Annotated in this window: 15 protein-coding genes; 4 read left to right on the forward strand and 11 right to left on the reverse strand. The window is 37.9% G+C overall.

Annotated elements, in window-relative coordinates; all coding sequences use genetic code 11:
* Positions 1–40 precede the first annotated feature (40 nt).
* The 4 genes from QUG14_RS14510 to QUG14_RS14525 all read left to right on the forward strand — a co-directional run bounded on the left by QUG14_RS14510 (position 41) and on the right by QUG14_RS14525 (position 4,041).
* Complete coding sequence (locus QUG14_RS14510; protein WP_289341245.1) at positions 41–1,009, forward strand: carbohydrate ABC transporter permease; 969 nt, start codon at positions 41–43, stop codon at positions 1,007–1,009.
* The gene (locus tag QUG14_RS14515; protein WP_289341246.1) at positions 1,009–1,836 is read left to right on the forward strand and encodes a carbohydrate ABC transporter permease; all 828 of its coding nucleotides are present in this window, start codon (positions 1,009–1,011) and stop codon (positions 1,834–1,836) included. Before QUG14_RS14510 ends, QUG14_RS14515 begins: the two co-directional genes overlap by 1 nt.
* Before the next feature lie 77 nt (positions 1,837–1,913).
* On the forward strand, positions 1,914–3,206 hold the full coding sequence (locus QUG14_RS14520; RefSeq protein ID WP_289341247.1) for an ABC transporter substrate-binding protein: 1,293 nt from the start codon (positions 1,914–1,916) through the stop codon (positions 3,204–3,206).
* 79 nt (positions 3,207–3,285) lie between these two features.
* The gene (locus tag QUG14_RS14525) at positions 3,286–4,041 is read left to right on the forward strand and encodes an SDR family oxidoreductase (RefSeq protein ID WP_289344151.1); all 756 of its coding nucleotides are present in this window, start codon (positions 3,286–3,288) and stop codon (positions 4,039–4,041) included.
* 53 nt (positions 4,042–4,094) lie between these two features.
* Here QUG14_RS14525 and QUG14_RS14530 read toward each other — a convergent pair whose 3' ends face one another.
* The 11 genes from QUG14_RS14530 to QUG14_RS14580 form a co-directional block, all read right to left on the reverse strand.
* On the reverse strand, positions 4,095–4,487 hold the full coding sequence (locus QUG14_RS14530; RefSeq protein WP_289341248.1) for a globin domain-containing protein: 393 nt from the start codon (positions 4,485–4,487) through the stop codon (positions 4,095–4,097).
* 85 nt (positions 4,488–4,572) lie between these two features.
* Positions 4,573–4,965, reverse strand: a complete 393-nt coding sequence (locus tag QUG14_RS14535; RefSeq protein WP_289341249.1) for a VOC family protein — start codon at positions 4,963–4,965, stop codon at positions 4,573–4,575.
* Positions 4,966–5,030: 65 nt separating this feature from the next.
* A complete protein-coding gene (locus QUG14_RS14540) occupies positions 5,031–6,470 on the reverse strand; it encodes a glycoside hydrolase family 1 protein (protein ID WP_289341250.1) in 1,440 nt (479 codons plus the stop codon).
* A 69-nt stretch (positions 6,471–6,539) separates the two neighbouring features.
* Positions 6,540–8,411, reverse strand: coding sequence for a beta-glucoside-specific PTS transporter subunit IIABC (locus tag QUG14_RS14545; RefSeq protein ID WP_289341251.1), 1,872 nt, complete (start codon positions 8,409–8,411; stop codon positions 6,540–6,542).
* A 496-nt stretch (positions 8,412–8,907) separates the two neighbouring features.
* Positions 8,908–9,741, reverse strand: a complete 834-nt coding sequence (gene licT, locus QUG14_RS14550) for a BglG family transcription antiterminator LicT (protein WP_289341252.1) — start codon at positions 9,739–9,741, stop codon at positions 8,908–8,910.
* A 194-nt stretch (positions 9,742–9,935) separates the two neighbouring features.
* Positions 9,936–10,487 (reverse strand): ECF transporter S component, encoded by a 552-nt coding sequence (locus QUG14_RS14555; RefSeq protein ID WP_289341253.1) that lies wholly within the window; start codon positions 10,485–10,487, stop codon positions 9,936–9,938.
* A gap of 24 nt (positions 10,488–10,511) precedes the next feature.
* Positions 10,512–11,354, reverse strand: a complete 843-nt coding sequence (locus tag QUG14_RS14560) for an energy-coupling factor transporter transmembrane component T family protein (protein ID WP_289341254.1) — start codon at positions 11,352–11,354, stop codon at positions 10,512–10,514.
* Complete coding sequence (locus tag QUG14_RS14565; protein ID WP_289341255.1) at positions 11,347–12,231, reverse strand: energy-coupling factor transporter ATPase; 885 nt, start codon at positions 12,229–12,231, stop codon at positions 11,347–11,349. The genes QUG14_RS14560 and QUG14_RS14565 overlap by 8 nt, the downstream gene beginning before the upstream one ends.
* Before the next feature lie 13 nt (positions 12,232–12,244).
* Positions 12,245–13,093, reverse strand: a complete 849-nt coding sequence (locus QUG14_RS14570) for an energy-coupling factor transporter ATPase (protein WP_289341256.1) — start codon at positions 13,091–13,093, stop codon at positions 12,245–12,247.
* Positions 13,094–13,269: 176 nt separating this feature from the next.
* Positions 13,270–13,761, reverse strand: a complete 492-nt coding sequence (locus QUG14_RS14575; RefSeq protein ID WP_289341257.1) for a hypothetical protein — start codon at positions 13,759–13,761, stop codon at positions 13,270–13,272.
* Positions 13,762–13,888: 127 nt separating this feature from the next.
* The gene (locus tag QUG14_RS14580; RefSeq protein WP_289341258.1) at positions 13,889–16,144 is read right to left on the reverse strand and encodes a glycoside hydrolase family 3 protein; all 2,256 of its coding nucleotides are present in this window, start codon (positions 16,142–16,144) and stop codon (positions 13,889–13,891) included.
* Between the last annotated feature and the right edge of the window lie 171 nt (positions 16,145–16,315).

Raw genomic sequence — 16,315 nt, forward strand, 5'->3', positions numbered from 1 at the left:
TTTCTACAATCTCTAAAATAAGGGTATGGAGGTGCAGGGAATGAATAACGAAAGTAAGTTGGATACGGTTAAGGGGGCAGCCCTCACAAATCAGAAAAGCTTGAATGTTTCTAAGTCAGTTTCTTTTTGGAATAAGAAGAAATGGAAAGATGCTGGGTTATTTACCCTTTTTGTAGGTCCGGTTTTATTAGCTTTTATACTTATAGTTTTAATCCCATTCTTTACAGGTATATATTATGCATTTACTGATTGGAACGGGGTAACAGGTTCCGTCAAATGGGTGGGACTAGATAATTTCAAATACTTATTTACAGAGGACAAGCAATTTCAAACGTCCTTCATTCTTACAACAAAATACACAGTCGTAGCCATTATTTTAACGAACCTAATCGGGTTTGGATTAGCCTTACTAGTAGCACAAAAGTTGAAAGCAAAAAACGTCTTACGCACAGTTTTCTTCATGCCTAACTTAATCGGCGGATTAATCCTAGGTTTTATCTGGCAGTTTATTTTTGTAAAAGGATTTGCATCCTTAGGTGAATTAACGGGGATTCCTCTATTTGAACTAGCATGGTTAGGGGATGCGAAGACAGCATTCTGGGGAATTGTCATCGTCAGTGTTTGGCAGGGTGCAGGTTACATTATGATTATCTATATTGCTGCCCTGCAGAATGTACCGCAGGAATTAATTGAAGCAGCAAGAATTGACGGAGCTAATCGATTCCAAATCCTTCGTCATATCACCATGCCGCTTGTTGCACCAGCAGTAACAATTTGTTTATTTTTAACAACCGCTTCATCCTTTAAAGTCTTTGATGCTAACCTGTCATTGACAAACGGCGGCCCTTTTAAATCAACAGAAATGCTGGCGCTAAACATTTATACAGAAGCATTTGTTAATAACCGGTACGGTATCGGTGAAGCAAAAGCATTAATTTTCTTCATTGTCGTAGCAGCGATTACCGTCCTTCAAGTTACAATTTCAAAGAAAAGGGAGGTTGAATCCTAATGGGCAACAGGTATACATGGAGAACATCGATTGTTGAAATCCTTGCGATCCTGCTAGGTCTTCTCTTTTTAGTTCCTTTCTATTATGTGTTTTCAAACTCCTTGAAACCATTTGCTGAAATTTTAACCAACACCTCGGCCCTGCCAAAAGTGTTGATGTTTGATAACTATGTAAATGCATTCGAAAAATTACAGTTCTTAACTGTATTTAAAAACTCGTTAATCATTACTATTGGCAGCAATATCGTTCTCGTTATCTTTTGTTCGATGGCTGCGTACATGTTAGTTCGTACCAAAAAGAAAATCAGCAATATCATTTTCATGACATTCGTTGCCGCAATGATCATTCCGTTCCAATCACTCATGATTCCTCTTATTAAAACAGCGGGTAACTTGGGACTATTAAATAGCATCTGGGGACTTGTCTTCATGTACCTTGGCTTTGGATCGGGAATGACCATCTTCTTATATCACGGTTTTATCAAAGGGATTCCATTAGAGCTTGAAGAAGCAGCAATTATCGATGGCTGTTCACGGTTTGGGGTTTTCTGGAGAATTGTTTTTCCACTATTAAAACCAATTACTGTCACCATCGTTATCTTAAACAGCTTATGGATTTGGAATGACTTCTTATTACCATCATTGGTTCTTCAAGATCCAGAGTTACGGACGATTCCATTGGCAACTTTCTTCTTCTTTGGGCAGTATACAAAGCAATGGGATTTAGCACTTGCAGCATTAGTAATTGGTATCATTCCATTATTAATTTTCTTCTTTACCATGCAAAAACATATTATCCAAGGAATTACCAGCGGTTCTATTAAGTAGGGAACAACCTCTGCTGTCAAAATACCAGACAGCAGAGATTTATAAATATATAATTATCATTCTAGGGGGAAAAACAAATGGCATTTAAAAAGTATTCATTGGTCGCAGGTTTACTATCCGCTTCACTTCTTTTAGGAGCTTGTTCTAGCGACAGTACATCTGGGGATAAAAAAAGCAGCGGTAGTAAGGACGATAAAGTTGTAGTGGATATCTTCCAAGGAAAAGTTGAAATTGCTGACCAATTGAAAGCGTTAACAGATGAATATACGAAACAAAACCCAAAAGTTACATTTAACATTGAAACAGTAGGCGGCGGTGCCGATGGCGCTGCAGCTCTTAAAGCAAAATTCGCCTCTAACCAAGCACCTGATATTTTTACAAATGGCGGTGACCAGGAAGCTTTAGTGTGGAAAGATAAATTTGAAGATTTATCAGACCAGACTTGGATCAAGGATGCCTTTGAAGGTACTTTAGATGGAATGACGATCGATGGAAAAGTATACGGAATGCCTTTTAATATGGAAGGGTACGGATTTGCCTACAACAAAAAATTATTTGAAAAAGCTGGGATTAAAGAGATCCCAACAACATTCTCTGCGCTAGAAGAAGCAGCGAAAAAGCTTAAAGATGCCGGCATTACTCCATTCTCAATCGGTTACGCTGAATGGTGGGTATTAGCCAACCACGGGATGAATGTTCCGTTTGCTTACCAAGAAGATCCAGATGCTTTCATTAAAGGTTTAAATGAAGGTACATCAAAAATTGAAGGAAATAAAGAATTCGATAGTTTCTTCAAACTATTAGATTTAACAATGAAGTATGGTAACAAAAATCCATTAACAACAGACTATAACACGCAAGTAACACTATTTGCTACAGGTGAAGCAGCAATGATTCAGCAAGGTAACTGGATTCAGCCAATGCTTGATAAATTAGATCCAAACTTGGAAGTTGGCTTCATTCCATTAGCACTTAGCGATGATCCTGCCCAATCAGATAAGTTAATGATTGACGTACCAAGCAACTGGGTTATCTACAACAAAGCACCTGAAGCAGACAAAGAAGCTGCCAAAGACTTTTTAAATTGGATGGTTACATCTGAAGAAGGTAAAACAGCACTGACGAAGGAATTTAAATATATTCCTGCCTTTAAAAACATTGAAGCAAATCCTGAAGATATTGGAGCACTAGGTGCGGACCTTCTTAAATATTCTCAAGAAGGAAAAGCCTACCAGTGGCAATTCATGAAATATCCTGATGGTGCAGGTCAAGAGTTTGGTGCAACCCTGCAAGCATATGTAGGCGGCCAAAAATCAAAAGAAGAAGCCATGAAAGCACTAGATGCAACATGGGCTAAATTGAAGAAATAATAATACAATCAAAGCACAATGGAACTTATCATTCGTTCCATTGTGCTTTTTATCCTATTAAAAAATATGGGGGATTTTTATTTATAAACTAAATGAATATGTTGCCTTAATCACTGGTGTAAGTCATGAAAATGGAATTGGAGCCGCTATCTGCAATAAATTAGCTTCTGAAGGGGCGGATATTTTCTTTACCCATTGGCGTTCTGATGCGAATTGGATTAAACAGTTTGAAGACAGCATCAAAGAATATGGTGTTCGTTGTGGAAATTTAGAAGTTGATTTGGCTGATCCAAGCGCACCGTTTCATTTACTAGATGTTGTTACTGCTGAATTAAGTATACCTGCCATTCTAGTTAATAATGCAGCTCATTCCTCAAGTGATGGGTATATGGATTTGGACGCAAAAACACTAGATGATCATTATGCCGTAAATATGAGAGCTACTTTCCTATTATCTGTAGAATTTGCTCGTCGGTTTAGACAATCCCAACATGCGATGGGCAGGATTATTAACCTTACATCCGGTCAAGCACTTGGCCCAATGCCTGGTGAATTAGCTTATGCGGCAACCAAGGGGGCAATTTCTGCCTTTACCCTTTCCTTATCTGCAGAACTTGCTCCTCTTGGTATTACAGTTAATGCAGTAAACCCAGGACCTACGGATACCGGATGGATGAACGAAGAAATCAAACAGGCGATATTGCCAAAGTTCCCATTAGGGCGTATTGGAATTCCTGGAGATGCAGCACGCCTCGTTGCATTCCTTGCCAGTGAAGAAGCAGAGTGGATTACAGGACAGATATTGAATTCAGAAGGTGGATTTTTAAGAAGCTAGGCGTTTATTATTGACCAAGAAGGGGTGCCCAAGTCGGACACCCTGTTGATCACTTATTCTCTATCCGGACTATTTACCATAATCCCAGCGACTTGTGTTAACCGGTCATAAAACGCAAGTCCCGCTGGTGTATCATAAAGACCAATTTCTTGAAAGCTTTCTTTCATACAGCTAAGCCAGCACTGTGCTCTTCTTGGTGTAACCTCAAAGGGAAGATGACGATGCTGCATTGCCGGCGGTCCGAATTCCTGGCTATAAAGTGCTGGACCACCCAAGAACTGTGGAAGGAACATTCTTTGTTTCCTCATAATTTCCTCCATATCCCCTTCAAACAACGGCCGTAACTCAGGATCTGCATAAACTCTTGGATAAAAAGCCGCAACAAGCTTATCAATGGTATCCTGACCGCCAATTTCACTATAAAGTGTTTTAAATTTATATTCCAAGTTCTACACCCCTTTTACTTTCTTTTGATTATAAAGATAAAGGCGATAGTTTTTCGTGATTTAAATCACACTTTTACGAAATAACTTAGTTCATGCTCGGTGCAACTAGTTCTACTTTAATTCGATCTGGATCCTCAAAGAAAACAGCGTAATAGTTTTTTCCACCTGCATACGGATGCTTGTTTTGATATAGGATTGGTATTCCCTTCTCTATTAATACCTCCGTTATTTCATCAACATGCTCCTTAGACCTTGCATGAAACGCGAGATGGTTAAGCCCTACTCTGCAGCGATGGTATGGAACATCCAAGTATCTTTCTTCAGCCTGCACAAATACAAGATAGGTTTCTCCATGTTTCCAGCTAATACCATGATCCCACTTTTGAAATTGAACATAACCCAATTCCTTTAGAAACCACTCCCAGAATTCGTTTGTCTTACTAAGATTAGAAACATAAATTTCAATATGGTGAAGCATGTTTGTATTCCCCTTTCGTGAAAAAAACCGGCAGCCAATGGGCTTACCGGTGCTTTTCCTCTATCTTATAGTTGTTCTCCATTTGTCGCAATAACATCTTTGTACCAGAAAAATGATTTTTTCTTTTTTCGTTCTAACGTTCCACTGCCATCGTCATGCTTATCTACATAGATAAAACCATAACGTTTTGACATTTCACCAGTTGAAGCTGAAACAAGGTCGATACATCCCCAAGATGTGTAACCCATAAGTTCAACACCATCTTCAATCGCTTCACCCATTGCTTCGATATGGCTTCTTAGATAATCAATACGATAATCATCGTTGATTGAGCCATCCTCTTCAACCTTATCATAAGCACCTAGTCCATTTTCTACGACGAAAAGTGGTTTTTGATAGCGGTCATACAATTGGTTTAGAGAAATTCTTAAACCAACAGGGTCAATTTCCCATCCCCATTCGCTCGCGCTTAAGAATGGGTTCTTTACACCGCCAATCAAATTACCTTGTCCGACTTCTTCTGGAGTTTTATTCTTTTTCTCTGTGCGTGACATATAGTAACTGAAGGAAATGAAATCAACAGTACCTTCTTTAATGATTTCTAAGTCGCCCTCTTTAATATCAAGGTTAATGCCATTTTCTTTGAAGAAGCGATTTGCAAAGGCTGGATAAGCTCCTCTGACTTGTACATCACCACAATAGTTATTAAATAGACGTTCCTCTTGTAGAGCGTGCATTACATTTTCAGGATTGGAATCAAAAGAATAAGTCGGCGCATAAATAAGCATACAACCAATTTGACTTCCTGGAATAATCTCATGTCCTGCTTTTACAGCAATTGCACTTGCTACAAATTGATGATGAAGTCCTTGGAAACTATCCTGTAATTTTGTTTCTTCGCTTTCAGGAGAAAAACCAAGTCCCAATATTGGCATATGTGTGGCCCCATTGATTTCGTTAAATGTTAACCAGTATTTTACTTTGTTTTTATAGCGTTTGAATAATGTTGTTGCATAACGCTCAAAAAATCCGATTACTTCACGGCTGCGCCAGCCGCCATATTCTGTAATTAAATAAAGCGGAATCTCATAGTGAGAAATAGTTACAACTGGTTCAATATTATATTTTTTTAGTTCATCGAATACACGGTCGTAGAAAGCTAGACCTTCTTCATTCGCTTCTAACTCGTTACCTTTAGGGAAAATTCGGCTCCAGGCAATACTCATGCGATACGTTTTGAACCCCATTTCAGCAAAAAGAGCGATATCTTCTTTGTACCGATGAAAGAAATCAATGCCTTCATGGTTGGGATAAACATATTTATCATTATTGATTTTAAAATCAAAACCAGGTTCTGCTATTACTTTTAATCTTACTTTTCCTCCAGGCATTACATCTGCCAAGTTCATACCTTTTCCACCTTCTAGATATGCACCTTCTAATTGATTAGCAGCAGTAGCACCGCCCCATAAAAATCCTTCTGGAAACTTATAATTTTCAACCATTTTTTTCACCTCATAATAATATTTTGATTTATTTATGTAGGGGAGAGAAAACCTCCCCTTATCTAACAACTACACAAGTAAAGCTAAAAATGCCTCGCGCTCCTCAACCTTGCCTTCTTTTACAGGTTCAATCGTTTGATATCTGTCAGTATTTGTGATAATCACTGGTGTAATTAAGTCATAACCTTCAGCTTTTATTGCTTCCATATCAAAAGTGACAAGAGTCTTACCTACATCAACAAAATCACCATCTTTAACATGTGCAGTGAAGTGTTTTCCATTTAGTTTTACAGTATCTAACCCTACGTGAATCAGTATTTCTGCTCCATTATCACTTGTAATACCAATGGCATGCTTTGTTTTAAAAATAGTGGTTACTCTTCCAGTTACAGGAGAAACGACTTTTCCTTCCTGTGGCTGAATCGCCAAACCTTTACCCATGATTTCAGATGAAAAAGTTGAATCATTTACTTCACTTAATGCTTTTACATCGCCCTTTATAGGACTATAAACTTGTTCAGCAGCTACAACTAGATCGGACTTTGACTCTTCAGTTTGTCCATTCTCTTCTGTTGAAGTCTCAGTTTCCTCTTCACTTTCGATATCTTCAAATCCCATAACATATGCTGCAATAGCCCCTGCAGCGAACGCGATAGGTAATCCAATAAGAGCTAGTACAAATGTTTCACCAATAAATGATGTTACACCTGGTAAACCAGCATTACCGCCAATGATGAAATATTTAACTCCAACCGCACTGTAATAGGCTCCACCAACAGCACCACCAATTAATCCGCCAATGAATGGTTTCTTTAAACGCATATTCACACCGTACATTGCTGGTTCAGTAATACCCATAATAGCTGTTATACTAGTTGTCATGGCAAGAGATTTAAATGATTTATTTTTAGAACGTAATGCTACTGCAAAAGTTGCACCAGCCTGCCCCATATTCGCTACAAACATAGATGGTAAAATAACATCATAGCCCTTGGTAGTAATATTGTTCATAACAATTGGCAAAAATGCGTAGTGCATACCAGTCATAATAATCAGTGAGAATGTACCGCCTAAAATTAATCCTGCAAATATCCAGCCATGTTCAAATAATAGCCCGACTCCTACAGACAGCCAGTTACCGATAATAGAACCGAGTGGTCCCAAAACAATTAACGTAACTGGAACAACAATTAATAGTGTAAGCATTGGTACAACGATAAGTTTAATCACACTAGGTGTAATGCGATCAATCCATTTTTCAACATAGGATGAAACCCATACAGCCAGCAAGATTGGAATAACCGATGAAGAATAAGTTACTGCGGTTACCGGCAATCCAAGGAAGCTTATTTTTTCACCTGCACTCAATAAGGTCGTTAATGTAGGATGTAACAATGCAGCACCTATCGCAGCAGCCACATACACATTGCTTCCAAATTTTCTTGCTGCACTAACTGCTAATAAAATTGGTAAGAAATAAAAGGCACCATCACCAATCGCAGTTAAAATAATGTTAACTTGACTTTCAGCTGTTAACCATCCTAATGTCACCGCAATGGCTAACAGCCCTTTAATCATACCCGCACCAGCAATAGCAGGAAGGATTGGCGTGAATGTTCCTGAAATTATATCAAAGATAGAATTAATGACGTTTTTCTTTTTCCCTGATTGTTGTTTGTTAGTGCCTTCTGTTTTAATCGAACTATTACCTAAAATCGCATTATATACTTTTGGCACATCGTTCCCAATAATAACCTGGAACTGGTCACCACTGACATTCGTTCCCATTACACCAGGAACTTTTTCTAATTTTTTGCGGTCTACTTTACTATTATCATGTAAGTTAAATCGTAATCTCGTCATACAGTGAATAACATTTTGCACGTTTTTTTCTCCGCCAATGTGTTCAAGAATTCCGTTGGCTGTTTTATTAAAATCCATTGTGTAACCCTCCTATTTTTTCAAAAAAATAACCTGAGCAACTCAAAATGGACATGTGTTCCATTCGAGTTACTCAGGTTTTGCCTGCTTTACCAGTAACAATCCTGTTTTGTTTTATTTAGTTTTTGCAGTGTTTCATGAAGGTATTCACAGCTGGCCATTACTTGCGATTACCTCACATAAGGGACAATGATGTTAATAAAAAAAACCTAAATCAGAACATACCACATTGGCAGTCATGATTTAGGTTTTGCCTGCTTTACCAGTAACAATCCTAAGAAAGAATTATTATTTATTTTTCGTTGTCCCTTTAAAACCAAAAAAACCTAAATTGCACGTCAAAAATATGACACTACAATTTAGGTTTTGCCTGCATAATCAGTAACAATCCTAAGAAATTAATAAGTTGTTTATTAATTTGTATCCATAGAATAGCATGCGCTTTCATTCACTGTCAACGTTTTCTTTTCAAAAAAAATAATGGTATAAAGTGGAACTAATTCCGATTCACTACTCTTTCAATATGAATAGCTAAGTAAGCCATTTCTTCCTTTGTTAGATCTTGACCATGTTCTTTCTTGATGTAATCTTTTATCTTCTTTACACAAGCAATAGCATCCTTGTACTTCTCTTTCATCATCTCATAAAGGAAGTCATCTTTACTGCCAAGTGAGGTTCCACTGAATAACCTTTGAGCAAAAAACTTTAAGTGGGTAAGAAACCGAAAATAATTTAAAGAATCCTCATCAATATCAATTTTAAAATGATACTTTACGATATTTAAAACATCCTGAATTAATTTAGTGATATTTACAACATTCGGCATTTCTTCATTTAATTCTGCATTTACAATATGCATCGCAATAAATCCTGCCTCATCCTCTGGCAAAGAAATCCCAAGCTTATTGTTTATTTTCTCAATTGCTTTTAAGCCAATCGCATACTCATCCTTATAAATTCGTTTAATCTCCCAAAGCAATGCATTCGAAATCAATAAGCCTTTTTTATTTCTTTCAATCGCAAAGACAATATGGTCAGTTAATGAAACATAAATACTTTCATTCAACTTTTTGCCCAACGTAACCTTTGCATAATTGATAATCGCCTCGGCAACCTCCATATACTCCAATGGAATGTCATATAATAGGGTTTTGAACTTTTCTGAGACATCTTTATTGTCTAACTTAAAAATCTTTTCGATTTTCTCCTCTTCCACAACATCACCAGGTCGTTTCTGAAAAGCAATGCCTCTGCCCATAATCACTAACTCTTTATTGTTCTCGTCCATTACACTAATAACATTATTGTTAATTACTTTTGCGATTTTCATCTTAATCACCTATTGTGAATTTATTTGTGTAAAAAAAAAACCTAAGACTAATTATGTATGGATAATTAGTCTTAGGTTTTGCCTGATTAAACAGTAACAACCCTAAAAAGTGAAAAAATTTAACTAGAAAAAATTCTATCACTTTTTCTTCAAGTGTTCAATATTTGAAAAAACTAAATATATCAAAGACTCTACTACAGATCTTCAGAAATCTTAGATTTTTTCCCTTTACCAATTTGTTTCCAGGCTAATACAACAGCTAGTGTCACAACGGTCCCAACGATTGCTTCTGGAATTCCACTCGTTATGGCAACCGTCCAAGCTACTTCGACTCCCATATACCCTCTTACGACAGCCATTGTTAATACAAGGACTGTATTGGTCAAGGTCCCTAAGAAAGCCGCAGATCCAATCGCCAAATATTCACTCCTTCGACGAATCCCAACATAGACCAGCCAAGCAATAACTCCAATAAATAGTCTAGGAAGAATGGCTACTAATGGATCTTTGAATAGAGGAACGGTTGCATTTAAGAAGGATGAAACACCAAAGATAAGTCCCACAATTGCTCCCACAACCGGACCCTGCATTATCCCCCCGATTATCGCAGGAATATGCATGATTGTGGCATTTCCGGCAGCTGTAGGTACGGGAATATACCCTATCCGTGTTACACCTAAAAGAATGGCAACCGCACCAAGTACCCCAGCAATAACAATATTTCGAACGGTTAATGAGCCTTTCATTCTATTTCTCCCCCTTTTTCTACTCTAATATGGAAAGTGATAAAAAAGTAATAGTGCTGAAACTAGTAACCCAATAATTAATACGAAATAATCTCGTCCGATTGCTTTGTAAACAGAATAGGTACTCCTATCATTTCCAGGAGTATAGCAGCGCGATTCCATTGCTAATATAAGATCCTCTGCTCTCGATAACGCAATATTAAATAAGGGGATGATGATTGGAAGCATATCCTTCGTTCTCTGAATAATTCTCCACCATTCTCCTGACCCAAAATCTGCACCTCTAGATGCTTGTGCTTTCATCATTTTTTCCATTTCAATCGCAAAGGTTGGGACAAAGCGAATGGCAATGGTGATAATTAATGAGAACTCATGGACAGGAAATTCTATCTTCTTTAAAGGACTTAAAAGGCTATGAATGGCATGTGTTAACTCTGTTGTTGATGTGGATAGCGTCAGAACACTGCTTAATAAAATAATTTCCACAAAACGTACTGCTGAAACGATTACCAGCCGAATACTCTCACTTGTAATTAAGATAAATCCATACTCAAAGAATATCGTCCCGCCGGAAAACACATTGCCTTGGAAAATCAGCTGGAGCACAGCTAAAATAATGATAAATGGGATTGCGGGTTTGATGCCCGATAAACCATAACTGATAGGTATTTTAGATGCCCAGAATAAATAAATAGATAATAGCAGTCCGAGAGCATTTCCTAAATAACTAGTATTAAGGGCTATGGCAATGACAAGAATTGTGAATACCAACAGCTTTATTCTTGGGTCAAGGCGATGAATAAAGGAACCTGTTGGAACATGTTGACCAATCGTGATATTCCTTGATAAATCAAATTCACTAGCCATGATTCTCTCCCTCTCTACTGGCAAGAACCTTTATTATTTCACCTGCAGCTTCCGAAATCGTAAAAGCAGAAGTATTTATAGTATATCCAAGGTCTTTTAGCCGATATAAAACCTGTACCGTTTCAGGTGTTCCAATTTGGTGGCGTTCTAGTTTGTCCTTATCAGTAAAAATACTTTCTGGAGTACCTGATAATACATCCTTCCCATTAGCCATAACATAAACTCTGTCAGCTAAATAAGCAACTTCCTCCATATTGTGTGAAACAAAAATAACAGTAAGGTTTTCCATTTTATTCAAGAACTTAATCTTATCCAGCAGCTCGTTCCGTGACCTAGGGTCAAGTCCTGCAGTCGGTTCATCAAGAACCAATATCTTCGGCTTTAACGCTAGTATCCCCGCAAGAGCAACTTTACGCTTTTGTCCGCCGCTTAAGGCAAATGTCTGCCGATCCTTCATTTCTTCGAAGTCTAAGCCAACCATATCCATTGCCCATTTAACTCGTTCCCGTACTTCTTTTAAGGGTAAGCCAAGTTTAAAGGGTCCATATGCTATATCATCGCCAATTAATTTTTCAAAAATTTGATCTTCAGGATTCTGAAAAACGAGCCCAACCTGTCTCCTCAATGCCTTAATATCGATTCGTTTCTTCGATAAATCTACTCCATCGATAATGACTTTCCCTTTATCCGGTCGGATTAGGCCATTAAAATGCTGGATAAGCGTGGATTTCCCCGAACCTGTATGCCCAATAATTGCGATACATTCCCCCTCTTTAACACTCATGCTTGTCCCCTTTAAAGCTGCATGCTCCATAGGGGTTCCTTTCATATATGTATGAAATAAATTTTCTACTACGATGATCGGCTTCTCAGGCACTTAGACCACCTCCTTAGATCCTAGCATTAGAAACTCTCTTTACCTCATTGACCAGTTCCTTCTCATGAATCAACTCTCTCGAAAAAGCTGGAATTTGATTATGGATGATTTCAGCCATCTGACTTACGGCTGGGATATCCAATTGGAGCTGCAGTAACTCCTCTTTGTGTTTAAAAATTTCACTAGGTTTTCCGTCCATTACAATCTTTCCGTCTTCAACGACAATAATGCGGTCCGCTTCCGCCGCTTCAGACATGCGATGGGTGACGGTAATAATCGTCATTCCCATTTCATTCATTTTTTTCATGACCTGAAGAACTTCATTCCTGCCAAAGGTATCAAGCATGCTAGTAGACTCATCGAACACGATGCAATCTGGCCGCATGGCGAGTACTCCAGCAATGGCAACTCTTTGTTTTTGACCTCCTGATAAGTGGTGTGGAGGTCTTTTCCGAAACTCTGACATTTTCACGACCTCTAAAGCCTCGTCGATTCTATGTTTCATTTCTTGCCTTGGAACACCGATATTCTCTAACCCAAATGCTACGTCCTCTTCGACAATCGTAGCCACAATTTGATTATCTGGATGCTGAAAGACCATTCCAACACTTTTACGGATATCTAGTTTCCTGCTATCGTCCTTTGTATTATGTCCATTCACCCAAACATCTCCTGAACCGGGTGTTAAAAGTCCATTCAAATGCTTCGATAATGTCGACTTCCCCGAACCGTTATGTCCAATAATCGCAACATATTCACCTGGAAAAATGGAAAAAGAGACATCTTTCAGAACAGAAACAGAAGTGCTCTCATTGATTTTGTAAGAAAATGATACATTTTCTAAAGCAATTATGGGTTCCATTTAGACCCCTCTCCACTATTTTATTAATATTCTGAATATTATTCAACCATAGTAATGTTTCACAAGAATTATAATAGCATGAAGAGTTTATTGAGGAAATCCTGAAGTGTTGATTAACCTATTTAAATCATAAAATAGGCCAGATGCATTGATGAGTCTGGCCTACTAGAAATGAATTAGGATAGTATTCTTTTAAAGAATGATTTAGGCTTTGGATTCACTCTTTTATCAATCAGCCACTGAAATCCATACATGATGGCTGCATTTGCCGAAAATAAAATCAGGGCTTGGTAATCTTTCAATCGAATGAGCGAGGCTATTCCTACCTTTTGTAACCATCTAACAAAAATAAAGATATGAAAAAAATCTACACCTATATTAATAAAGGTGTATCGCAGAAATTTACCATATGTATATTTTAATATCCAAATCGCACCGACAAAAAAAGGTCCGACAATAAATGGGGTTTCATTTATTACATTTGGGATTAATTTTGGATACACTCGCCACCAGCCTTTTCTATGGGCGTACACAGACTGCGCTCCAAATAATAGACCAATAAATAGAGAAGTAAGTGAAAAACGTTTTACTGTTTGCTTACCGAGAAATGGTACCGTCAACCAGGGTAATAACATAATAACTAGGAGAAACTTCTTTTTATTATCCATATATGAACATCCTTTTTTACTTTTAGAATGTACAAAAAGGGAAATTTTATCCAATTAATTTTATATACTCTGGTGAAAAAAGAAGCCGCCCAATTAGTTGGACAGCTCCTATTTTTTCTATTTCCTACTATTTTTTGTTTTCAGCATGGTCAGGTTTACCAACCGCTTTTCCTTTGTTTTCTTTTTTGTAAGAAAGACCAAATCCGAATTCGTACTTGTCACCAATTTTATTCTTATATGTGAAATGTTTATATTCTTCAGGAGCAAAACTTGGAACATCTCCGACTTCTTTTTCAACTGCTTTCGCACTGGCTGGAATAGCGAATGGAAGTTTTCCAACAGGGTTGAATTCTCCAGTGAGCACCTCAAATACTGCCTCTTGAAGCGTACCGAAAGTACCAATTAATGCAGCAGCATTTGGCTCAAGTTCATTAATAAGCCATTGGTTCGTAAAGTTTAGTGCAGTGATTGTTGGAACTGTTTTTTGGATTTCAACAATGCGCTTTACATCAGATACTCCAGTTGTTTCATTAATATCAATACGTGGGTTATTATCCCAGTTAGATTGAGTTGGTTTCACATATACATAAGCATGTGTTGCTTCCTCAACGCTATCAACTAATTCGATGTTAGGGAATTTATCTGTTAGTGTTACTTTTAAGTCTGCAGTAAATCCAGCAGATTGTAATGCAGAATTATCCGCTACATATTTTGCAGCTTCTTCACCTTTTAAGTTTCTTGGTGCTGCAACTCCAACAAATCCTTCAACATAAAGCTTAATATCTTCTACCTTTTCTTCCGTTAACGGTAATAGTTTTTTACCTTTGATTTTATCATTACGCATTAGAACGACTGACTTTTGATGTGCTTCATAAGCTAATGCTCTGTTTTCTTCATTGTTTGCAGCCGCAATAGCCTCTGCAGGATTTACAAATGGGTCTTCGAATAGACCTAATGTCATCATTTCTGATAGGGTATACGTAATTGATTCGTCTACTTTCGCTTCTTTTAGTAAGCCGCTATTAACTGCCTCAATTACCAGCTCTGGTGTTGCACCACCTGAAATGATATTGGTTCCTGCATTTACGGCTTTGGCCACTTTTTCTACTGGTGTTTTATCCATGTAACCCCATGCACTACCCGCAACTGCACCCGAGTCAGAGTTAATATATCCTTTGAAACCAAGACCTTCACGCAAGTAACGGATGATTCCTTCATTTAACGTCATGCCAACTTCTTCAAATTGCTCAATTTCACTATACAAATCCAAACCTTGATCTGCACTATCGTTACTTGGATATGCATAATATGGCATTACGGATGCAACACCCGCTTCAATTGCTCTCATGAACGGAGGAATGTGATATTTTTCCATGCTCCCTTCGGTCGGGTAAATGTTAAAGCTGCCATTTTCAAAGTGAGGATCTTGTCCATCATCACGAGCTCCACCGCCAGGGAAGTGTTTAACTGTGATGGCTACACTGTCATTGCCCAGAGTTTCACCTTGGAACCCTCTGACGATTTCATAATTCATGTCTCCAACTACTTTGGGATCTTCGCCGAATGTCTCTTCAATTCTTGCCCAAAGTGGATCTGTAGCAACGTCAGCCATATATCCATAAACCTTACGAATACCAGCAGCTCTCCATTCCTGACGGGCAATTTCCGCAAATTCACCAACAGCTTCTACATCCCCGGCCGCTGCTAAACCTAATGTTCCAGGCCAGAAAGTATGCTGATCTTGAACATTCGTAATATTTGTATAATCTGTTGAGGCAGAGTTTCTAGGATTTGAAGTAATAACAACCGGAATACCTAAATCTAGACCCTCAGCCAATTGTTGCATTTGGTTATTGTAATTAGCAATATCCCCTAAGTTTTGAGATAGACGGTATATAACATGGCGCAATTTTTTATCAGTAACAATTTTACTGTTATTAGCAGTTACAAATTTCCCATCTGCCGGATCAGCTTCTGGAGTGTGAGTATTGATATACATCAATCCAGCTTTTTGCTCAAGACTCATTTGACCAACCAAATTTGCAACACGATCCGAAACTGGCTTCCTCCAGTCTTCGTAACCATCTAAGCTTTTATTGCCATTTGCATCTCTAAAATATTTGTCATCGATTTCAAGAATTCTTTCTTGAGTTGCTACTTCAATTTCCGGCTGGCCTTCAGCTTTTGCAATTTTATAAGTTGTAATTGCACCCCGGCCAGTATATGGCGTAGCTTCCCCCTCTTCACCTGTATATCCTTGGTCATCTGCAAAACCTGCCTGTGGTCCAATAACTGGAGCAAGTAATGATAGAGTAAGTGCGGTTGCAAGAAGCTTTTTTCTTAGTTTTGAAGATTTTCTAATCTGTTTTGATAATGATGCCATTTTTCTTCCTCCTCTTTTTATAGATTGAATGTTTGGTTGAATACGCTTTCAATTCGTTTTATCCCCTCCTAAAGAACTCTCTTATAAAAGAGATTTCACAACAACTAGTCTCTCTTCTTATTGGAAATCATTTCTATGTTTAATATATAATTTGGTGTAGTCTACCAAGTA

The organism is Neobacillus sp. CF12 (genome assembly GCF_030348765.1).
Lineage (GTDB): Bacteria > Bacillota > Bacilli > Bacillales > Cytobacillaceae > Neobacillus.